Origin of the sequence: Nitrosospira briensis (assembly GCF_900115125.1) — a bacterium.
Taxonomy (GTDB): domain Bacteria; phylum Pseudomonadota; class Gammaproteobacteria; order Burkholderiales; family Nitrosomonadaceae; genus Nitrosospira; species Nitrosospira briensis_A.
Window position 1 is genome coordinate 1 of sequence record NZ_FOVJ01000005.1, and the last position, 20,710, is coordinate 20,710.

A 20,710-nucleotide genomic window follows, 5' to 3' on the forward strand; every position below is an offset into this window, starting at 1 on the left:
GGCGGCAGTACTATAATGAGACGCGTCCCGACTCTGCATTGCAGTGGGCAACTCCCGCTGAATTCGCCCGCCAGGCAAGGGAAAATGCCTTGTCCGGCAGGCAAAAAGAGCCGGGATTTTCTACTTTAGACCGTTGCTGATTTTGGGGGCGGGTCATGGCCATCTGAATACTACTACTGCACGCAGCTAAAAATGGGGAGAATACCGTAGTACTTCCAAGAAGCCGATCATCTGACTGCTTCGTTAATCTTGCTTAGCTTCCTGAATGCCCTGAATGGAATTGCTTTAGAAAGTTCGAGGGGTGTAAGTTTGAACCGGTCTCACTTGACAATTTTTATTTTCTGACCTGCAACTGGTTCCCCTTCCGGATACTGCCCGTTGAGCAAGCGCAAGTAATTTTCCGCGTTACTGCCCAAGGGAGAGTTCGTTGCGAGCCCGGCGTAGCTCAAGCCGTTCGTTGCGGTAATGGTCCTGATCTCAAGTCCCTTGATGGATTCTTTCTCCGCGTTGGAAAGCGCGCGAAAGCTTTCAATCGTACCGGAGATTGCCGCCTGGTTGCGTCCAAACGCGGCGGGGGAATCGCCTCGCCCTGCCAGGAGGTATGCATTGTTGTCATGGTAGATCACGCTCGCCTTGAACGGTTTTCCGTCCGATGTAGTAGAGCTCACGACGGCCAGGGCTAAGCCATTGCTGGTCATCGATAACACTGGAATAGAGGATTCAAGACGAAGGCGTTCGCGGGCGAGATCGGCAGGGGAACCGCGGGGATTTCCGAAACGACTCAGCACCATCAATGCGTCGCCGCCGGGGCTGATTGCCACGACTTCATCGGGTTTGTTTCGTATGCGCCAGTCGGGCGGAAACGATAGGATGAAGCCCATCTCCTTGTGCTGAAACGTGTTGCCTCGTATAACTCCATGGTTGACGGCATCACCGAACGCCATGCCTTCTGTTTGACGCAAAAATTCGGCGCGCCGATCATCCGCCGCACTCGGCTGGGAATATTGCTCCGCTTCGCCGACCACTTCCTGCAAGCGCGTGTCGTTGTCGGGATGAGTGGCAAAAAGACCATGATAACGGCGTGGCTCGCGCCCTTCCTGCGTGGCGACCTCGATATCGAACAATTCCTGGTTTTTGAGCACCCCGATAACTTTGATCATTGCCTGAGGATCATAGCCGCTTCGCGCCAGGTACTCCGCCCCAAGACGATCCGCTTCCAGTTCATGACTGCGGCCATAGCCAGAAACCAGCGCGCTTCCCGTAATCCCGAGAAGGCTCTGAACGCCCTGCGCCAGCTGTCCGCCCAGTTGCGGCATGAATATGGCCGCCGCCAGCCCGCCGATAGCGGCAGCCACATTGGCGGCAGTGGCGGCGCTATATTGCCGTACGCTGTGACGTGCCGTGACGTGGCCTATTTCGTGCGCCAGCACCGCGGCAAGCTCGGCCTCGGAATTAAGATAGGCAAGAATGCCGCGTGTTATGTAAATATAACCACCAGGCAGGGCAAAAGCATTTACCTGAGGACTGTCGACGACGGTGAAATGATAATCCAGCTGTGGACGATGGCTTTTTTTTGCGAGTTTTTGTCCAATCTCGCTGACATAGGCTTGCAAGGCCGGCAAGTCATCGTAAACATCATACGCCTTGCCGATTTCGACAGCCGCTTGCTGCCCCTTGCGCATTTCGTCTGCCTCGGACATGAGGGTGAAGTTCTGCTTGCCCGTAACAGGATTTACAGCACACCCGGTAAACAGAAACAGGCAGCCGAGCGAAATGGCGAGTTTAAGAGCCAAAGTTGATACCATTCTCATTAAAGTATTTTAACTGCGGAAATAAAAAAAGCAGACGGAAATAAAAAAGGGTAGCCGGAAGCTACCCTTTTTTATACCGCCTGCTATCTTTGACAGAAGCATTGAACCGGTTTTTAAGCCGCCGGTTGCTTCTCTGCCTTTTTACCGTATTTCTGGCGGAACTTCTCAACCCGCCCGGCAGTATCGACGATCTTTTGCTTGCCCGTATAGAAGGGATGACAGACCGAGCATACTTCGATATGCAAGGGCTTGCCCATGGTGGAACGGGTCTGGAACGTATTGCCGCAACTGCAGCTTACGGTGATTTCCTGATAATTGGGGTGAATTTCTGGTTTCATGGGATTATCCTTGAGCTGTTACTCGCGGTGCGCTGGACCGGGAAGGCGCACATTATCCTCTAGTCTGGAAGGGGATGCAACAGCGCATTCGATGAGAGGATTGCCGTATCTCTGACTTAAACTACACCCGTCGCATCGAATCGAAGAAATCCGCGTTGTTCTTCGTTGCCTTGATCTTGTCGAGCAGGAATTCCATTGCTTCCATGTCGTCCATCGGATAGAGCAACTTGCGCAGCACCCAGATTTTCTGCAGGACGTCCGGTTTGATGAGCAGTTCTTCCTTGCGGGTGCCGGAACGATTGACGTTGATCGCAGGATAGATACGCTTCTCCGCCATGCGCCGGTCGAGATGGATTTCCATATTGCCGGTACCCTTGAATTCCTCATAGATCACATCATCCATGCGTGAACCGGTATCGACCAGGGCGGTGGCGATAATGGTAAGCGATCCGCCTTCTTCAATGTTTCGCGCCGCGCCGAAAAATCGCTTGGGGCGCTGCAACGCGTTGGCATCAACCCCGCCGGTCAGCACCTTGCCGGAGGCAGGAACTACCGTATTGTATGCGCGTGCGAGACGTGTAATCGAATCCAGCAGTATCACGACATCCTTTTTGTGCTCTACGAGCCGCTTCGCCTTCTCAATTACCATATCGGCTACTTGCACATGGCGGACCGCGGGCTCGTCAAAAGTGGAGGAGACCACTTCTCCTCTGACCGAGCGGATCATCTCGGTGACTTCTTCAGGCCGCTCGTCGATGAGCAATACCATCAGGATAACATCGGGATGGTTGGCTGCGATGGCATGGGCAATATGTTGAAGCATCACCGTTTTGCCGGATTTGGGGCTGGCCACCAGCAAACCCCGCTGCCCCTTGCCAATAGGGGCAATGAGGTCAATGATGCGACTGGTAACGTTTTCTTCGGCTTTGATGTCGCGTTCAAGCAACAATCTTTCGGTGGGGAACAGCGGGGTAAGGTTTTCGAACAGTATTTTATGCTTGGACTGCTCCGGCGGTTCACTGTTGACCTTATCGACCTTGACCAGTGCGAAATACCGTTCGCCGTCTTTTGGGGTGCGAATTTCACCTTCGATCGAATCGCCGGTATGCAGGTTGAAACGCCTTATCTGACTGGGAGAGACATAAATGTCATCAGGACCCGCCAGATAGGAAGTGTCCGGAGAACGCAGAAAGCCGAAACCATCCTGCAAAACCTCCAGCGTGCCTTCACCAAAAATACTCTCGCCTTTGCGGGCCTGGTTTTTCAATAGCGCGAAAATCAAATCCTGTTTTCGCAGGCGGTTGGCGCCGTCAATTTCATTGGCGATAGCCATCTCTACCAGTTCAGTAACATGGAAGTTTTTGAGGTCGGATAAGTGCATTGAGTGGAACTCGTGGGTGAGGAACAGGGGCGTAAAGCGTCAGAAAACGTTGGGAAAAACTGATGGGGCCGAACGAGAATTAAGCGGTGAATCTAATTGGACCGGAATCTAATCGGAGCGCTTGGGGGAGGCGATTATTTATCAGATTAGCGGTTTTAGATATGGCTGTCAATAAAAGCGGTGAGTTGGGATTTTGACAGGGCGCCAACCTTGGTTGCCTCAATATTACCATTCTTGAACAGCATGAGCGTGGGGATACCGCGAATACCATACTTCGGCGGGGTAGCCTGGTTTTCGTCAATATTAAGTTTGGCTATTTTCAGACGATCTCCATATTCTTTAGCTACTTCGTCCAGAATGGGAGCAATCATCTTGCATGGCCCGCACCACTCCGCCCAGTAATCAACCAGCACAGGCACGGTTGATTGCAAAACTTCGGCTTCGAATGTCCCATCGGAAACATAATGGATATGCTGACTCATGAGTTCTCGTTCCAGTTGAATAAAATTCGGCTAGCGACTGCGGCAGGCGAAGATACATTTTGCGAAGTGCCGGAAGTCTGGGACAGTCAGGATTACGCAAAAATGTCAGAAATTATTACCTTTTGCTGCTTGTATTTTTGCTACTGAATATTTACTCGGTATGCTAGCGAAAAAATGCGTGAAAGGGAAGTAATTTTAACAGAAAATGGCTCACATTGATTTTGTATGCTGCGGAAAAAGAAGATTAAGCGGGCTCGGCAGCCCAATTAATGGGGTTTGCACTCTCCAGATCAAAAAGATCAGGCAGTTTTCCCCCATGAATCCCGTAGTGTTACGGCACGGTTGAATACGGGCTTTCCAGTTTTTGTATCGTGACGGTCCGCGATGAAGTAACCGTGACGTTCGAATTGGAAGCGGTCTTCCGGTTGAGCCTGATTGAGTGCTGATTCCACGTAAGCAGAAATGAATTTCTTTGAATGTGGATTTAGAAACGTTTTGTAGTCTTGTCCTCCCGCGTCAGGATGGGCATGAGCGAACAGGCGGTCATACAGCCGTACTTCAGCCTTTTGCGCATGGCTTGCCGAAAGCCAGTGAATGTTACCCTTGATTTTGCGCTTGTCCGCTCCTGCTGTGCCACTTTTGCTTTCAGGGTCATAAGTGCAGTGAATTTCCACGACTTCTCCACTTGCGTCTTTCACGACATCCACGCACCTGACGATGTACGCGTAACGCAGGCGCACCTCCGCGCCGGGCGAGAGACGGAAATAGCCCTTGGAGGGAATTTCCATGAAATCGCTGCGCTCGATATAGATCGTTTTCGACAGGGGCACGGCGCGGCTTCCCCACTCTGGTTTTTGCGGATGGTTAGGAGCCAGGCAGTCTTCCTCGCGATCTTCCGGATAATTGTCGATAATAACCTTCAATGGCTCCAGGACGACTACGCGGCGGTGGGCGCGCTCGTTCAGGTCTTCGCGAAGGCAATCTTCTAGCACGCTCATGTCTATCCATGAGTCAGCTTTGCTGATACCGATGCGCTCGGCGAAAAGTCGGATGGATTCGGCGGTATAGCCTCGGCGCCGCACTCCTGCAAGGGTATTCATGCGGGGATCGTCCCAGCCGTCGACTAAACCGCTCTCGACCAACTCATTCAGCTTGCGCTTGCTCATGACGGTATAGGTCAGGTTCAGCCGCGCAAACTCGATCTGCTGGGGGTGGCACGGAACGATCTCCGCCAGCTGATTCAGTGTCCAGTCATAGAGCGGACGGTGGTCTTCGAATTCCAGCGTGCAAAGAGAGTGAGTAATTTTTTCCAGCGCGTCGGAGATGCAATGCGTGTAATCGTACATAGGGTAAATGCACCATTTATCGCCCGTGCGATGATGATGTGCATGACGAATACGGTATATCACAGGATCGCGCAGATTGATGTTGGGAGAAGTCATATCGATTTTGGCGCGCAGAACATGCGTGCCGTCGGCAAATTCTCCCGATTTCATACGGCGGAAGAGGTCAAGGTTTTCTGCAACGGCGCGTTCGCGGTAGGGGCTGTTTTCGCCAGCTTCGGTTAGTGTGCCGCGCAGCGCACGGATTTCCTCCGCGGTGAGGCTGTCTACGTAGGCCTTGCCCTGCCCGATGAGGTATTCTGCAAACTCGTACAGTTTGTCGAAATAGTCGGAAGCATAATGCAGGTGTTTGCCCCAATCAAAACCAAGCCATCTGACTGCATCAAGTATTGAGTCGACATACTCCTGCTCTTCTTTTTCAGGATTAGTGTCGTCGAAGCGCAGATGGCATATGCCGTTATAATCGCGGGCAAGGCCGAAATTGAGGCATATGCTTTTTGCGTGACCGATGTGCAGATAGCCGTTCGGTTCAGGTGGGAAGCGGGTTTCCACGCGGCCATTCCACTTACCGGATCGATTATCTTCTTCGATAATGTTGCGGATGAAGTTTGAAGCGGGCGGAATGCCGGAACCAGTTGCGTGACTATCTTTCAAGTGAGCCTCTCGAAGTGGTATTCCCCGTGCCGGGAGAATTTTTTAACAAGCCGGAATGCCGCACGATGCCATGCTGGCCGGCTCCGCATGCTTGGACGGTTATTATAAGGGAATAGAACGCGATCCAAATCCTATAAGTGGGCCTCGAACGCAATAAATGAATCGCTCTGCAGCGCAGGCGAAATGTATTTGCACTACACTGATCATCATGAAGGCTCTTGCTTTTTCTATTCTTCGGCTGTTGAGTGCCAACGAATTTCTTTCGGGCGCAACCATTGCCAGGGCCCTTGGGGTTTCGCGCGCCAGCGTGTCCACCGCTCTTCGTGACTTGGATCAGGTTGGTCTGACCGTGCACAAGGTTCATGGGCGCGGCTATCGCCTGCTCGAACCTGTGCAATGGCTGGAACGGGATTTGATCCTGAAGCATATGGGCGCCGACGCCAAAAATTTTAACCTCGAAGTCCTGGATACGATCGATTCAACGAATAGCTTCCTGATGAAAGAAGCTGTAAACGAGGTGCATTCGGCCGGCACGGGCATTCGCGCAGTGGCGGTGGAACTGCAAACCGGCGGACGAGGGCGGCGCGGCCGGCAATGGCATTCGGGTCTTGGTGATAGTCTTGCCTTCTCTCTGCTATGGCGGTTCCAGCAGAGTGCGGGTTTCCTCTCGGGCCTGAGCCTGGCGGCCGGGGTAGCGATCATTCGTGCGCTTGAATCGGCCGGGATTGAAGGCGCAGTCCTTAAATGGCCAAACGACGTGATGTTCAACTTCTGCAAACTGGCAGGAATACTGATCGAGTTGCATGGAGACATGCTGGGCCCAACGGTTGCGGTGGTTGGTGTCGGCATGAATCTGAAGTTGTCCCCTAGCATACAGGGGCGCATAGACCAGGGAGCGACGGATGTGTTTTCCATTATCGGGAAGATGCCGGACCGCAATAAATTGCTGGCGGAACTATTGATTAATCTTGCATCGGCGTTAAAGGAATTTGAGCAGAAAGGCTTTGCGCCCTTCAAGGGCGAATGGTCGGATCATCATGTTTGTGCAAGCAAAGCTGTCACGCTTCGGTTGCCGGACGGCTCAGGCCGACAAGGAACGGTAGCAGGTGTGGGGGATGACGGATCGTTGCTGTTACGAACGTCGACGGGGGTGCGGAGCTATAGCGGTGGCGAGATAACATTATGCAGGATGACGTGAATGAAGCCGCTGCTGCTTGCGGTTGACTCCGGCAATACCCGCATCAAGTGGGGGTTGCATGATGGGCACGGCTGGCTGAAACAAGGAGCGGTGGCCCAGGGAAAAAAGGAGTTGCTGGAGCAGGAATGGAAAAGCTTGCGGGAACCTTCGCGTATAGTGATATCCAACGTCGGTGGTGTGGAGGCCAAGGCCGCTCTGTCCGAGGTGATTTCGCGGTGGGAAGCCGAGCCGCACTGGATTACTGCTGTTGATTACCAGCGCGGCGTGCGCAATTACTATACCTATCCGGCACAGCTTGGAAGCGACCGCTGGGCAGCGCTGGTTGCAGCATGGGAGTTGGAAGGGCAGGGCTGTCTTGTAGTGGATGCCGGGACCGCCATGACAGTCGACGCTCTTTCTGATACCGGGGAATTTCTGGGTGGAATTATTACCCCAGGCATTGATCTGATGCAGAAGATCCCGTTAGGGAATATCACCTCGTTGAAACCCGAGGATGGGAAATATTGCGATTATCCAGACAACACCGCTGACGCCCTGTACAGCGGAGCAATACATGCAATGGCCGGCGCTGTCGAGCGCATGGCGGTATTGCTTGCAGGCACTCTGGGCCACGTTCCTGAATGTATTCTGAGCGGGGGCGCGGCGCAGCAGTTGCAACCCCGGCTTACGGTAAATACCAAAGTGGTGGATAATCTGGTATTGCAAGGTCTGGTAGTTATTGCCCGGGAGAGTTCCCAAGCGCCGTTGTAGGCCGTTCTTTTTACGATATAGCGGTAGAATTTATTTTTTGCTTTTGCGTCTTCGGGACCGGATTGGAATATGTCTGTTTTTCAGCACGCAACGTTTTATACCACTGTTAACGAGTTGCACTGCCTGCCGCCGCCCCAGGGAGTGGAAATAGCTTTTGCCGGGCGGTCCAATGCAGGCAAATCCAGCGCCATTAATTCGCTGGCCAATCGCGGACGCCTTGCTTTTGTCAGCAAAACGCCGGGACGTACTCAGCATCTGAATTTTTTTCAACTGGGCCATAACCGTTTTCTGGTGGATCTTCCGGGTTACGGCTACGCGAAGGTGCCGTTTGGAGTCCGTCAGCATTGGGAACACCTGCTTAGCACCTATCTCGAGACGCGGGAATCACTCTATGGCATGGTGCTTATCATGGATGTGCGCCACCCCTTGACTCCGCTCGACCGGCAGATGCTCGCCTGGTTCGCCTCAACAGGAAAACCGGTTCATGTACTGCTGACCAAATCGGATAAGCTTGCCAGGCAGCAGGCGGAGAAAATTCGCAAAGACGTGCTGGCTTTTCTACGTGAAACTTATCCGCAATGCAGCGTACAATTATTTTCCAGTTTAACGAAGGAAGGGGTCGAGGAAGCTACTGCCATGCTTGGCAAATGGCTGGGGAGAGAGACGGATCTGGTTCAGGAATCAAATGCAGCTCCCGAAGAAAATGACCGGGTGAGAAGAAAGAACCCCCGGTTAAAGGGGAATAAAACCGGGGGTAAAGCTACCTTAATGGGAATTAAGGTACCCGCTCAGGGAGGAAAAGCGGGAGACAACAAAGACAACAAAGACAACAACAACGAACATAAAAAACCCCCGGTTAAAGGGGAATAAAACCGGGGGCAAACTACCTTAATAGGGATTAAGGTACCCGCTCAGGGAGGAAAAGCGGGAGACTAATAAAGCGACGTCTGCAAGTAAGATATAAAATTCGGGAACAAGTTCCCGAATTTTAATTTTTATTGAATTTTTTTTTAGGTCGATTATGTCCGTTTTAAGCCAGTTTCCGCAGAACAGGATGAGACGTATGCGTCGTGAAGGATTTTCCCGTCGCCTGATGCGGGAGAACCACCTGCGTTCTGACGACCTGATCTATCCGGTATTTGTGCTCGATGGAGTGAAACGGGAGGAGGCCGTGCCGTCCATGCCGGGTGTCCTGCGGCAAAGTCTAGACGTGCTGATGCATCAGGCCGAAAAATGTCTGCAATTCGGAATTCCGGCTCTCGCTATCTTTCCGGTTATCGACTCCGGCCTGAAAAATCTTACTGCTTCTGAAGCGCTTAACCCTGCCGGACTCGTGCCACGCGTGGTAAGCGAATTGAAGAAACGGTTTCCCGAGCTTGGCGTCATCACCGACATCGCCCTTGACCCCTACACGAGTCACGGGCAGGATGGATTGGTCGATGACGACGGTTATGTGTTGAACGATGAAACGGTGACGGTATTGGCGCAACAGGCGGCGGTTCATGCCGGGGCCGGAGCTGACGTGGTTGCGCCATCGGATATGATGGATGGACGCATAGCAGCGATCCGGGCCGCGCTCGAGGATCAGAAGCATATCCATACCCGAATTCTTGCTTACTCGGCGAAATATGCATCCAGTTTTTACGGCCCTTTTCGCGATGCGGTGGGTTCCGCCGCCAACCTTGGCGTTGGAAACAAGTATACGTATCAGATGGACCCCGCTAATTCAGACGAGGCGCTGCGGGAAGTAGGGCTGGATTTGGAAGAAGGCGCGGATATGGTAATGATAAAGCCGGGTTTGCCTTATCTCGATATCGTGCGGCGAGTAAAGGACCAGTTCGGCGCGCCCACTTTTGTGTACCAGGTAAGCGGCGAATATGCCATGCTCAAGGCCGCGGCGCAAAATGGCTGGCTTGATGAAAAGGCCTGTGTCCTTGAGTCATTGCTTGCCTTCAAGCGAGCAGGGGCGGACGGCATTCTGACCTATTACGCACTGGCCGTAGCCGAGTGGCTAAAACAGGAAAACTAGGAAGGCAGGAGCAAGATTTTTTGATGCTCCTCGGCTATTACTGTCCGAATAGCTCTTTTATAATGTCTATCATCGGTTCTGCAGGGGCTGCTACATTAACCTCTGCTTCGGGCGGCAGCTGCTCCTCCAGAAAGTATTCGGTTATTGAACCGTTCGGTTCCCTCAGACCTGTTTCAGGATTGATTTTGGCTGTCGTGATGCCCGCTGGGGGAGTGTAAACCGCCACCGGCACGCCTTTCAACGCCTTGCCCATGTAGCTCATCCACATCGGCAATGCAGCATGGCCGCCGGTTTCGTTATTTCCCAGAGATTTCGGATTGTCAAAGCCAATCCAGGCGACTGCGACCAGATCAGCCTGATAGCCGCAAAACCAGGCGTCGACATAATTGCTTGTCGTGCCGGTTTTCCCTGCCAGATCGGTACGGCCCAACTGCTTCGCCCTGGTTGCAGTTCCCCGCTGTATCACATCCTGCATCATGCTGGTCATGAGGAAGGCATTGCGCGGGTCGATGATCTGCTTGGCATTCTCGCCCGCGACAGCGGGTTTCGACTGTTCCAGTATGTTCCCCCTCCCATCCTCTATCCGTTGAATGAAGTAGGGCGATACACGAAACCCTCCGTTGGCGAACGCCGCATAGCCCACCGCCATTTGTATCGGTGTCACCGAGCCGGCGCCAAGGGCCATTGGCAGGTAGGCGGGGTGCTGCTTTGGATCGAAACCGAAGCGGGCGACATAGTCCTGGGCGTATTGAACATCAATGGCCTGAAGAATGCGGATTGATACAAGATTCTTGGATTTGGCAAGCGCCTGTCGCATGCGTACTGGCCCCTCATAGCTTCCCTCGAAATTTCGCGGGTCCCACTGATCACCTCCTGTTTCCTCCGCGGTAAAGGAAAGAGGCGCGTCGTTGATGACGGTCGCTGGCGTAAACCCCTTTTCCAGGGAGGCGGAATAAATGAACGGTTTGAAGCTAGAGCCCGGCTGCCGCCATGCCTGCGTGACGTGATTGAACTGGCTGCGGTTGAAGTCGAATCCCCCCACCATGGCGCGAATTTCCCCATCTTTCGGGTTGATCGCGATTAGCGAGGCCTCGACCTGAGGCAGTTGCACAATTTGCCAGGCGCCTTTTTCGCTCTTCCTGATGCGGATCAACGAGCCGGGACGAATCATCTGCTTGTCGGCGCTCGCTTTACCGCTGAGAAATTTTTGGGCAAATTTGAGGCCATCGCCGCTGATTTCAATGATTTCACCGCCCTTGCGATACGCTTTGACCAGCTTCGGGTCGGCGGAAAGCGCGACTGCGGCAAGGATGTCGTCGCTGTCAAACACCTCCTGTAGGGCATCGTCCAGTATCTCTTCCCGCTCCTGGCTATTGGCTGGCAAAGCCAAGAAGGCTTCAGGGCCGCGATAGCCGTGGCGCCTGTCATAATCCATCACGCCGTGCCGCACCGCTTTATAGGCCGCATCCTGATCGAGCCGGCGCACGGTCGTATAGACTTTGAACCCTTTCGAATAAGTGTCTTCTTGATGACGTTCGTATACGGCCTGGCGTGCCATTTCTGCTACATAATCGGCGCGCATCGCGAATTCCTGTGATTCGCGCTTGACGTGCAATGGCAGTTTTTCCGCTTCCTTGAATTCGCCGTTGGAAATATAACCCAGGTCGTGCATGCGCCGAAGCACGTAAAGCTGGCGGGCCTTGGCGCGCTTGGGATTGACTACGGGGTTGAAGCGTGAGGGCGCTTTCGGAAGACCCGCAAGCATCGCCGCTTCGGCAAGATTCAGATCCTGCAGGGGTTTGCCGAAATAAACCCGTGAGGCGGCGGCAAAGCCATAAGCGCGCTGCCCTAGATAAATCTGGTTGAAATAGAGTTCGAGAATTTCATCCTTGCTCAAGCTATGTTCAATCTTGAATGCGAGCAAGGCTTCGCTGAATTTCCGGGTCAACGTCTTTTCCTTGGTCAGGAAGAAATTCCGCGCGACCTGCATCGTAATGGTGCTTGCGCCCTGGCGTACGCCGCCGGAAGTAAAATTGGAATATGCGGCGCGTAATACGCCCAGGTAGTCCACTCCTCCATGCTGGTAGAACCGGTCATCCTCCGCGGCGACAATGGCTTGCTTGAGGCGTTGCGGGGCCGTACTTATTTTGACCACGCTTCGTCGCTCTTCACCAAACTCGCCGATCAGGATGCCTTCGGCGCTGTAGACCCGTAGAGGAATCTTCGGGCGATAGTCGGTCAACGCTTCCAGCGAGGGCAGCGTGGGAATGGTTACCAGCGCCGCAAAACCGACCAGCAGGACCCCAATAAGGCTCAATGCAAAAAAAGCGGCGAGCGGGTAAACCCACCAACGCCAATGCGCTAGCATGTGTACTGAATTTCGAAAAGGTGAGCCAAAATGAGCATATGCAATTATAAAGGGAATATTGAATTAAAACGCCACGCGACGGAATATGATGCAGGAAGGTCACAGCACATTGTTGACGTATCTTTTCAGGTGTATGAGGCCGGAAAAGTCGTCTGTTTATTAAGCTGCAAGAAAAAACACGGCCGGGTTTTTAGTCACGGCGACCAGTACGATATAAAGAAAAACAAGCTGAGCCGCAATCCATGCGGAAATTCTTCCCTTGCGTGTTTTCCCGAATTTCAACGCCGTCATGCCGAGGCCGATATAAAACAGCAAGCCTATGACTTTGGCGCTGAGCCATGAATCATGTACCGGATCCTGCTGAATCCTTATAGCCAGCGCAATTGCGCTTACCAGCAGTATCGTGTCCACCACATGCGGCGTAATTTTTACCCAGCGCTGCTGCAATGCGGCAGAGTCTTGCATCTTCCACATGCTGCGCAGGGAAAACAACAGGTAGCTGATGACCACGCTGGTGACATGAATCATTTTTAATGCCGCATAGCTCATGCTTATTCTCCCTGCAATATCCAGCCGTGACTGCCAGCTACGGCCCCGGCAATGGTGATAAGGCTCAAGCTCAGAAGAACCCAGTGCATGCGGTGCGCTACGGCAAAAGCCTTCTCATGGTCTCGCTGAATGTTTTTTGCGGCCCGTTTACGCAGCACCAGGGGTTCCACCACGAACAGCATCAAGGTAAAGATCAGCCACACGAAGACCATGGCATGCATCCACCAGAAGCGCAGTTCGGTAAAGCGGCTCCATGCGTTGAGGATATGCACCATATAGAATCCGCTCAAGCCGACAATAAGCGTGGTGAAGCGCGCCTGGGGAGCGAAGCGGCTTTCGATACGGCCAAAAAACTCCGTTCGCTCGGCCGCCGACTTCAATTGCGCCATGGCTGGAAACAGCACAATGGTGACCATCGCGACCCCACCGATCCATAAAACGATGCCCAACACATGAAGCACTCTGGCAAATGCGAATTCGTCCATAAGAATAGTTTTCCCCTCGGTACCCTTGTTCGAAGCTGTTACGTAACGAATTCTGACGCAATACACTGGAACCCGCATTGTCGGTCATCATCGCCGTATCCTTCAAGGGGCAATGTCCTGTTCAGACGGACTGGGCAATTGGTGTGAACTCCAAATACCTGTGTTTGAGTTTTGGCAGGCCGATCAAGGAAATGTTCCTCCGATCTCGCAGTGCAAGACCGGATTCCATCAATGTTAATCCAGAGCCTCGGCATCGAACGCTTCACAGCCGGCCAGATCCGATTCGCCGCAGCTCGGAAGTTGTTTTGAAAGACCGCGCAAAGCTGTCCGCAAGCCTTCTTCCAAAACGGGATGGTAAAACGGCATGCGCAACATTTCATGCACGGTGAGTGAGCGCCCGATGGCCAATGCCAGCAAATGCGCCATATGCTCCGCCGCGGGCACGCACATCTCGGCGCCGAGCAGCCGGCCGGTTTCGGGTTGGGCGTAGAGCCGCAGGACGCCCTTGTTGCGCTGACCGGCCATGGCACGGCCCTGGTGTTTGAACTGCATTTCTCCCATCAGCGTTTTATTGACATCCAGCGAACTGGGGCGGCTCCCTACCGCTGCAATACCGGGATCGGAAAATACTATCGAGAGCGGGGTACGGCGCGTGAAGCGAACCGGCGCGGCGCGGGTAGCATTGATTCCCGCAATATGTCCTTCATCCGCAGCCTCATGCAATAGTGGCTTGTGCTCATTGATGTCTCCGGCCATGAAGACGGGTATATCCGCTATTTGCATGGTATGACGATCGACTGGCGGCAGGCCCTGCGCGTTCAGTTCGACACCTAGCGTTTCGAGTCCGAGGTTGTCGATATTGGGGCGGCGGCCGAGGCTGACGAGCACACTGTCAACCACGGTTTCGTTAACCCTGGTGCGAACCCGCATACGGCCATCAGCAGTGTCCAGATCGGCCTTTTCGCCCAGAAACAAGGGGAATTCATGTTTTAAAAGATCTGTCGCGACGGCATTCACGCGTATATCACGCAGGCCTGCAATGGTTGGCTGTTCGCCGAACGCCACCATATCCACTCCAAGCCTGGACAGCGCCTGGGCCATCTCTACCCCTATCGGCCCCAGGCCTATCACCGCCATGCGGGAAGGCAGGGTTTCCTGTTCAAATAATGTATCCGTCGTGAGTACCCGCTTGCCGAAAGCGCGCCAGGGCGCTGGCACGACAGGGCTTGACCCAGTGGCGATGATGATGTGGCGCGCCCGGAGTTCGTGCCCGTTTACTTCCACCCTTCCTACCCCAAGCAGACGAGCCCTGCCCGAAATTGCGCGTTGGCCCAGCGCTTCAGTGGTCTTTAATGTGCTTGCAACGAACTTGTCCCGCAGTCTGCGCACACGCTGCAGTGCAGCGGCAACATCGAGCGTGAGAGAACCCGCGCCCCGGATACCGAATTCCTCGAAGGTGCCGCGATGATGAAAGGCGTTTGCCGCCTCAATCAGGGTCTTGGAAGGCATGCAGCCCACTCGGGCGCATACCGTCCCCCATGGCCCATCATTGATCAGTATAAAATTTTGCGTACGCTTCGTTACTTCCCTCAACGCAGCCAGGCCCGCGGTTCCGGCTCCGACAATAACGACATCGAATGTTTCATTCATGCAATTTCTCCGGTGAAGTACTCGTTGAATGCCTGTGTGCAGGTTAGTGGACGTGTAGATAAGCTGCAGACAGCCCTGGAACCTGGACTGATAAAACGCGACGAGAATTTGCTCCTGATCGCGATCCGCCACTCGCCGGCGGAAGCTATCGTCTATCGCGGGGGTAAGGCTGCGGCGTACGATGCCGCATCGTGTGTCGGTGCAGCCGATGCATCCGGCTGGGAGCCATCGGAGTGGTTATTCCTGGCTTTGGGCTCGGGCCGCGCGGCGAGCCACTCACGGGCGATCTTTTGCCCTTGTGAGAGCTGTTTGCTGCTGAGGGTGCGCATGACATCGTCCCGGGCCGTCACCGCCTGCTGGATGCCGGCGGCCGCTGCGAGATTCAGCCACACATAACTCTGCACCTGATCCGCAGCAAGGCCATATCCCGTTCGGTAAATGAGCCCGAGCTCATACTGCGCAAGTCCGTAGCCCTGTTCCGCCGCCAATTTAAGCCATTTTGCAGCCTCGGCGAAATCCTGAAGCGCACCATTTCCTGTCAGATACAGAAGACCGAGCTTGTACTGTGCGTCGCTATTTCCGTTTTCCGCGCTCTCTTGATACAACCGCACCGCAAAGTGATGATCGTCCTTCGCACTTTGGGTTAACTGACCTTGTGACTTCGTACCGGGGGCCGACTTTATCCCAGCAGAAGGTTTGACGCTGGCTATCGCCGTATCCGCGTATCCTCCCTGACTTTGCGTGGAGGTGCCGGCGCCGGCAACGGCCGATTTTTCCGGTTCGATACTTGATGCTGGCGCGACATATTGATCAGCCATGTTCTGTTCTATGACCAGCCAGACCATTACGACAAATAGCACGGTAAGAGTCAGGGCTCCGCCCAACGCAAGGTAGGCGTTCGGATTCTGTACCCAGAAGCGTTCTTTACAGTCACGGCAACGGATTGGCCGGAGGAACAGCATGGAGATGGTTCGCTCGCCCGGACGCACACGAGAACCGTGCGTTCTTTCACTCCCGCACTTGATGCATTTCGCGTACATAATGTCAGAATATTGTTGCTGTTTCGCTTGAAGCGTCGAGTCTTTCTATATTTGCCGCACAGTCTAAGTATTGCCTGTCGGAGCGTCAACCCAGGTCAACGCGCCAGGTGAATCGAATGTTAACGGTCGAGGCCGACGGAATGCCTTTATCCGTGGCAGCCCTCGCGGCAGCGGCAACGCCTAGGCCACTGGCCCGGTGAGTCCCGGGCTTGGCCGTTCCGGACACATCCGGGGCCGCATCTAATACCTGAATCGTGATGGGTTTCGAGCTAGATTCCGGCGCCACCGTCAAATACTTCATTGCGTATCTGGGCTTGAGAGATAACGCTGCCAGGAGCAACGCTTCGCGTGAGCCAGACGTTGCCACCGATGGTCGAGCCGCGGCCGATAATAATGCGTCCAAGGATGGTGGCGCCGGCGTAAATGACAACATCATCCTCGACAATGGGATGGCGTATATTGCCTTTTACCAACGAGCCATGCTCATCCATCGGAAAACGCTTGGCACCAAGGGTCACGGCCTGATACAGCCGTACATGCTGGCCTATGATAGCGGTTTCGCCTATGACTACGCCAGTGCCGTGGTCTATAAAAAAGCTGCCGCCGATCTTTGCACCCGGATGGATCTCGATACCCGTGGCGGAATGGGCAATTTCGGAAATCATGCGCGCAATCAACGGGGCGCCCAGACAGTGCAGTTCATGCGCGAGCCGATAATGGGTAATGGCGGTGATGCCGGGATAACAGACCAGTACTTCGTCGATGCTTCGGGCTGCCGGATCTCCCTCGTAAGCGGCCTGAATGTCGCTTTCCAGCAAAATTCGTATGTGTGGCAGCCGTTTTGCAAATGCCTGGGTAATAGCGGTTGCCTGTTCCCGATCCGCGTTGCCCGGTGCGTCCACACCCGATGTAAAACGCAGTTCGCGGCGTACTTGCACCAATAGTTCGCGAAGCGTCACATCCAGCGTATGCCCGACATAATAATCGACACTCTCGCTGGTGAGCTCCGGTAAACCCAGACGGTTCGGGAACAAAACAGCGCTCAATCCATCGGCGATAGTGACCAATACCTTACGCGACGGGAGCTTGGGCGGTCTATCGCGCCTCTGCCGGTTTTCCAGCGATTTCACGCGCAAGGCCCGCAACTCCGCAACAACTGCATCGATTTCCTGAACTGTTCTTTTCAATGACGGACGCCCCACGGTTTTAATTCTGTCATCGTACCAGTTCCTGAGTATCGAACACATCCTCGAAGAGGATGGAATTGAGGTAACGTTCTCCCGAATCCGGCAGAATGACAACAATCGTTTTGCCGGCATTTTCCGGACGTTTGGCGTAGCGTACTGCCACCGCGACAGCGGCTCCACATGAAACTCCAGAGATAATGCCTTCTTCGCGCGCGAGGCGGCGCGCGCAGCGCAGGGCCTCTTCATTGCTCACCTGCTCGATGTCGTCCACCAGAGACAGGTCCAGATTTTCCGGAACGAAACCCGCCCCGATTCCAGGTATCTTGTGCGGTCCGGGTTTCAGCGACTGGCCCGCCCGCTGTTGGGTAAGCACAGGACTGGCGGAGGGTTCGACAGCAACTGACACGATCGCTTTTCCCATCGTCGTTTTAATATATCGCGAAACGCCGGTTATGGTACCCCCTGTCCCGACGCCAGAAACAAAAATATCAATAGCGCCATCAGTATCGTCCCAGATTTCCGGGCCAGTGGTTCGCTCATGAACGGCCGGGTTGGCAGGATTGGAAAATTGCTGAAGGAGGATATACCGGCCAGGATCGGACGCGGCTATTTCCTCGGCTTTCGCTACCGCACCTTTCATCCCGCGCGCACCTTCCGTCAGGGCCAGTTTTGCGCCAAAGGCAGCAAGCAATTTACGCCGCTCCATTCCCATGGTGTCCGGCATGGTCAAGGTCAGCGGTATGCCCCGGGCGGCGGCCATGGACGCCAGAGCAATACCTGTATTGCCACTGGTCGGCTCAACCAGTTCTTTTCCGGCCTGGAGCAATCCGCGCGATTCTGCGTCTTCGATCATTGCGGCGCTAATGCGGCATTTTACAGAATACGCCGGGTTGCGGCCCTCTATCTTCGCCAGCACACTTGCAGGCGCGCCATCGGTGACGCGGTTGAGCCGGACCAGGGGGGTACGCCCGATAGACTGGGAATTATCGTTGAACCAATGCTGCATTTTCTGTTTCCCTCGGTATGGATTATCGGCGCAACGGGTCTGCGGGTATGAGAAGTATACGGAATCAAAGCGGAAATCCCTTGCCCGCGGAAAAGGGAAAACCAGGGAAACCTTTCAGACTGGATTATAATAGCGAGCGTTATCGGTGTATCACAGGAACAATAATTAAGTAGGGCGTCATTCCCGGCGAAAGAAGGGGATTCGATTTGCCAAAGTCCACGAGTCTCGGAGCCAAGGGCATCAGAGGTCTGGAGCCTCAAGGGGAATAGTATTTATCCATGAAGATTTCCGCAAGGCGCGACTTGAAGTTTATTGATCTTCCGGCAATCAGGGTGGCAACGGGCGCGGTCCGTTTGCCGGGGTCGAAAAGTATCTCCAATCGCATTTTGCTGCTTGCGGCGCTGGCCGATGGCCCGACCGAAATATGCGATTTGCTTGCTTCCGACGACACGGAACGAATGCTGGATGCGCTTGAGACTCTGGGTGTCCCAATTGTTCAAGTCAGCAAGGATCACTATCGTGTGCAGGGCGTTGGCGGCCAGTCACCTCTGAGTTTCCCGGTTGGCGAAGCGAATCTGTTTCTGGGCAATGCCGGCACCGTATTTCGTCCGCTAACTGCCGTGCTGGCGCTGGTCCAGGGGCATTACCGCTTGTCCGGCGTTCCGCGTATGCACGAACGTCCCATTGCTGACCTTGTGGATGCACTGCGGCAACTAGGTGCGGATATAACTTATCTCGGCAAGGAGGGGTTTCCCCCGCTTCAGATCAAACCCGCCCCCATCCGTGCAAAAGAGATAACGGTCAAAGGCGACGTGTCCAGCCAATTCCTGACCAGCTTGCTGATGGTACTGCCCTTGTTTCCGCCGGCTGCTGCCGAAGCGATGGCAATAACGGTGACGGGCGAGCTGATTTCGCGGCCCTATATCGAACTGACCCTTGCGTTGATGGCGCGTTTCGGCGTGCAGGTGGAGCGTGAGGAGTGGCGCCGGTTCCGCCTTCGGGCTGACCAGTGCTATCGGAGCCCCGGCAAGGTATTTGTCGAGGGTGACGCGTCCTCCGCTTCCTATTTCCTGGCTGCCGGTGCTATCGGTACTGGTCCGGTACGAGTGGAAGGCATAGGCCGCAACAGCCTTCAGGGAGATATCCGTTTTGCCGAAGCGCTGAAAGAAATGGGCGCGCATATCAGGTCGGGCGATAACTGGATGGAGGCGAGCGCGCCCGAGTCCGGCATTCTTCGTGCAATTAATCTCGACTGCAACCATATCCCGGATGCCGCCATGACGCTCGCAGTAGCGGCGTTATTTGCCGATGGCGCCACTACCCTCAGGAATATTGCAAGCTGGCGGGTGAAGGAAACGGACCGTCTGGCGGCAATGGCGAATGAGTTGCGCAAATTCGGCGCCGCGGTGGAGGAGGGCGCCGATTTCCTGCGTATCACCCCCCCAGCTGGGGGCCTTGCTGCAAACGCGGTGATTGATACATATGACGATCACCGGATGGCGATGTGTTTCTCGCTCGCGTCGTTCGGTGCGCCCGTGCGCATCAATGAGCCGGACTGTGTCACGAAGACTTTTCCTGATTATTTTGAAAAATTTTCGACACTAGTCCGTACCTGACCCCGCGTAATCTCCAGGGTGAAATTTATAATAAGGTGATTTTTTATGAATGGCAATTACATTCCGGTCATTGCGATTGATGGCCCTTCTGCTTCCGGCAAGGGTACGGTCGCCCAACGGGTGGCGGCCAAGCTTGGCTTCCACTATCTTGACAGTGGCGCGCTGTATCGACTGGTGGCGCTGGTGGCAATGCGCTCGGGAGGCGACCTTGGTGGCGACGAAAAAAGGCTGAGCGAGGTCGCTAGAGAGCTCGATGTCGTCTTTAAAGGAACCGAAATCCGGTTGGGGAATGAAGATGTCGCCGATGCCATTCGCTCGGAAGCCTGCGGCAATGCGGCCTCGAAAATAGCGGCTTATCCGGCGGTCAGAGCAGCGCTACTGGCCCGGCAGCGCGCGTTTCGCCAGCTTCCCGGCCTGGTGACGGACGGCAGGGACATGGGATCAGTGGTTTTTCCCGAAGCCGCCCTCAAAATATTTCTTACCGCGACTGCTGAAGCGCGGGCTGAGCGGCGTTATAAGCAGTTGATGGCAAAAGGGATAGATGCTAATATTGCCACCCTTTTGCAGGATATCCAGGAGCGAGACGCGCGTGACAGTAATCGCAGCGTGGCGCCTTTGCAATTGGGGGCAGATACGAATTTACTGGATACGACCTCGCTTAACATTGCACAAGCGGTGGATAGCGTACTGCAGCAGTATGCTGAAACTCGCGCAAAAGCGCGCGCCTGAATTCAGCTTCTTCCGAATGTAATACATAAGTTGAAATATACTTGTTTCGCGCATTAACGCAGCATACGCATTCCCGCCTCCGTCCTCTTTCCAA

At 54.4% G+C, this 20,710-nt stretch carries 17 protein-coding genes and 1 pseudogene; 6 read left to right on the forward strand and 12 right to left on the reverse strand.

Translation table 11 applies throughout. The annotated features are described in order from the left end of the window. Nucleotides 1–320: 320 nt before the first annotated feature. The 5 genes from BMZ14_RS10475 to BMZ14_RS10495 form a co-directional block, all read right to left on the reverse strand. A complete protein-coding gene (locus tag BMZ14_RS10475; protein ID WP_256208567.1) occupies nt 321–1,811 on the reverse strand; it encodes a M48 family metalloprotease in 1,491 nt (496 codons plus the stop codon). A gap of 113 nt (nt 1,812–1,924) precedes the next feature. Beyond that, nucleotides 1,925–2,149 (reverse strand): 50S ribosomal protein L31, encoded by a 225-nt coding sequence (gene rpmE / locus BMZ14_RS10480; protein ID WP_074797328.1) that lies wholly within the window; start codon nt 2,147–2,149, stop codon nt 1,925–1,927. Nucleotides 2,150–2,270: 121 nt separating this feature from the next. Next, complete coding sequence (gene rho, locus BMZ14_RS10485) at nt 2,271–3,530, reverse strand: transcription termination factor Rho (RefSeq protein WP_074797329.1); 1,260 nt, start codon at nt 3,528–3,530, stop codon at nt 2,271–2,273. A 155-nt stretch (nt 3,531–3,685) separates the two neighbouring features. Further along, complete coding sequence (gene trxA, locus BMZ14_RS10490) at nt 3,686–4,012, reverse strand: thioredoxin TrxA (protein ID WP_074797331.1); 327 nt, start codon at nt 4,010–4,012, stop codon at nt 3,686–3,688. 299 nt (nt 4,013–4,311) lie between these two features. After that, nucleotides 4,312–6,009 (reverse strand): glutamine--tRNA ligase/YqeY domain fusion protein, encoded by a 1,698-nt coding sequence (locus BMZ14_RS10495; RefSeq protein WP_083396757.1) that lies wholly within the window; start codon nt 6,007–6,009, stop codon nt 4,312–4,314. A gap of 157 nt (nt 6,010–6,166) precedes the next feature. Between BMZ14_RS10495 and BMZ14_RS10500 the strand changes: the two genes are divergently transcribed. The 4 genes and pseudogenes from BMZ14_RS10500 to hemB all read left to right on the forward strand — a co-directional run bounded on the left by BMZ14_RS10500 (nt 6,167) and on the right by hemB (nt 9,986). Further along, a complete protein-coding gene (locus BMZ14_RS10500) occupies nt 6,167–7,207 on the forward strand; it encodes a biotin--[acetyl-CoA-carboxylase] ligase (RefSeq protein WP_256208568.1) in 1,041 nt (346 codons plus the stop codon). Continuing rightward, nucleotides 7,208–7,957: a type III pantothenate kinase gene (locus BMZ14_RS10505; RefSeq protein WP_074797334.1), complete on the forward strand. Its 750-nt coding sequence runs from the start codon at nt 7,208–7,210 to the stop codon at nt 7,955–7,957. A gap of 69 nt (nt 7,958–8,026) precedes the next feature. Beyond that, nucleotides 8,027–8,611, forward strand: a pseudogene (gene yihA / locus BMZ14_RS10510) (ribosome biogenesis GTP-binding protein YihA/YsxC); the annotation flags it as partial. 367 nt (nt 8,612–8,978) lie between these two features. Next, nucleotides 8,979–9,986, forward strand: a complete 1,008-nt coding sequence (gene hemB, locus BMZ14_RS10515; RefSeq protein WP_074797336.1) for a porphobilinogen synthase — start codon at nt 8,979–8,981, stop codon at nt 9,984–9,986. Nucleotides 9,987–10,023: 37 nt separating this feature from the next. On the opposite strand, the gene BMZ14_RS10520 is transcribed toward hemB, so the two are convergent. The 7 genes from BMZ14_RS10520 to cysK all read right to left on the reverse strand — a co-directional run bounded on the left by BMZ14_RS10520 (nt 10,024) and on the right by cysK (nt 18,271). Next, on the reverse strand, nt 10,024–12,354 hold the full coding sequence (locus BMZ14_RS10520; RefSeq protein WP_074797338.1) for a penicillin-binding protein 1A: 2,331 nt from the start codon (nt 12,352–12,354) through the stop codon (nt 10,024–10,026). Nucleotides 12,355–12,513: 159 nt separating this feature from the next. After that, the gene (locus BMZ14_RS10525; RefSeq protein WP_074797339.1) at nt 12,514–12,903 is read right to left on the reverse strand and encodes a SirB2 family protein; all 390 of its coding nucleotides are present in this window, start codon (nt 12,901–12,903) and stop codon (nt 12,514–12,516) included. 2 nt (nt 12,904–12,905) lie between these two features. Continuing rightward, nucleotides 12,906–13,388 carry a hypothetical protein gene (locus BMZ14_RS10530; protein ID WP_074797340.1) on the reverse strand — a complete coding sequence of 161 codons (483 nt, stop codon included), beginning with the start codon at nt 13,386–13,388 and terminating at the stop codon, nt 12,906–12,908. 234 nt (nt 13,389–13,622) lie between these two features. Further along, nucleotides 13,623–15,038, reverse strand: coding sequence for a dihydrolipoyl dehydrogenase (locus tag BMZ14_RS10535; RefSeq protein WP_074797342.1), 1,416 nt, complete (start codon nt 15,036–15,038; stop codon nt 13,623–13,625). A 152-nt stretch (nt 15,039–15,190) separates the two neighbouring features. Continuing rightward, nucleotides 15,191–16,078: a tetratricopeptide repeat protein gene (locus BMZ14_RS10540; protein WP_083396759.1), complete on the reverse strand. Its 888-nt coding sequence runs from the start codon at nt 16,076–16,078 to the stop codon at nt 15,191–15,193. Nucleotides 16,079–16,347: 269 nt separating this feature from the next. Next, the gene (epsC, locus tag BMZ14_RS10545; RefSeq protein ID WP_074797583.1) at nt 16,348–17,265 is read right to left on the reverse strand and encodes a serine O-acetyltransferase EpsC; all 918 of its coding nucleotides are present in this window, start codon (nt 17,263–17,265) and stop codon (nt 16,348–16,350) included. Between the two features lie 28 nt (nt 17,266–17,293). Continuing rightward, complete coding sequence (gene cysK, locus BMZ14_RS10550) at nt 17,294–18,271, reverse strand: cysteine synthase A (RefSeq protein ID WP_074797346.1); 978 nt, start codon at nt 18,269–18,271, stop codon at nt 17,294–17,296. Between the two features lie 302 nt (nt 18,272–18,573). On the opposite strand from cysK, the gene aroA reads away from it, so the two are divergent. Together aroA and cmk are read left to right on the forward strand one after the other, a co-directional pair. Beyond that, entirely contained in the window at nt 18,574–19,887 is a 1,314-nt protein-coding gene (gene aroA / locus BMZ14_RS10555) for a 3-phosphoshikimate 1-carboxyvinyltransferase (RefSeq protein WP_074797585.1), read from the forward strand. A gap of 45 nt (nt 19,888–19,932) precedes the next feature. Further along, nucleotides 19,933–20,616, forward strand: a complete 684-nt coding sequence (gene cmk, locus BMZ14_RS10560; protein WP_074797348.1) for a (d)CMP kinase — start codon at nt 19,933–19,935, stop codon at nt 20,614–20,616. Nucleotides 20,617–20,710: the final 94 nt, after the last annotated feature.

What these genes read in the sequence shown, in the direction of transcription:
- trxA (WP_074797331.1), bottom strand. Translation starts at nt 4,012, where the DNA reads ATGAGTCAGCATATCCATTATGTTTCCGATGGGACATTCGAAGCCGAA.
- cysK (WP_074797346.1), bottom strand. Translation starts at nt 18,271, where the DNA reads ATGCAGCATTGGTTCAACGATAATTCCCAGTCTATCGGGCGTACCCCC.
- BMZ14_RS10505 (WP_074797334.1), top strand. Translation starts at nt 7,208, where the DNA reads ATGAAGCCGCTGCTGCTTGCGGTTGACTCCGGCAATACCCGCATCAAG.
- BMZ14_RS10540 (WP_083396759.1), bottom strand. Translation starts at nt 16,078, where the DNA reads ATGTACGCGAAATGCATCAAGTGCGGGAGTGAAAGAACGCACGGTTCT.
- BMZ14_RS10530 (WP_074797340.1), bottom strand. Translation starts at nt 13,388, where the DNA reads ATGGACGAATTCGCATTTGCCAGAGTGCTTCATGTGTTGGGCATCGTT.
- BMZ14_RS10535 (WP_074797342.1), bottom strand. Translation starts at nt 15,038, where the DNA reads ATGAATGAAACATTCGATGTCGTTATTGTCGGAGCCGGAACCGCGGGC.
- cmk (WP_074797348.1), top strand. Translation starts at nt 19,933, where the DNA reads ATGAATGGCAATTACATTCCGGTCATTGCGATTGATGGCCCTTCTGCT.
- rho (WP_074797329.1), bottom strand. Translation starts at nt 3,530, where the DNA reads ATGCACTTATCCGACCTCAAAAACTTCCATGTTACTGAACTGGTAGAG.
- BMZ14_RS10525 (WP_074797339.1), bottom strand. Translation starts at nt 12,903, where the DNA reads ATGAGCTATGCGGCATTAAAAATGATTCATGTCACCAGCGTGGTCATC.
- hemB (WP_074797336.1), top strand. Translation starts at nt 8,979, where the DNA reads ATGTCCGTTTTAAGCCAGTTTCCGCAGAACAGGATGAGACGTATGCGT.
- BMZ14_RS10475 (WP_256208567.1), bottom strand. Translation starts at nt 1,811, where the DNA reads ATGAGAATGGTATCAACTTTGGCTCTTAAACTCGCCATTTCGCTCGGC.
- BMZ14_RS10520 (WP_074797338.1), bottom strand. Translation starts at nt 12,354, where the DNA reads ATGCTAGCGCATTGGCGTTGGTGGGTTTACCCGCTCGCCGCTTTTTTT.
- BMZ14_RS10500 (WP_256208568.1), top strand. Translation starts at nt 6,167, where the DNA reads ATGAATCGCTCTGCAGCGCAGGCGAAATGTATTTGCACTACACTGATC.
- rpmE (WP_074797328.1), bottom strand. Translation starts at nt 2,149, where the DNA reads ATGAAACCAGAAATTCACCCCAATTATCAGGAAATCACCGTAAGCTGC.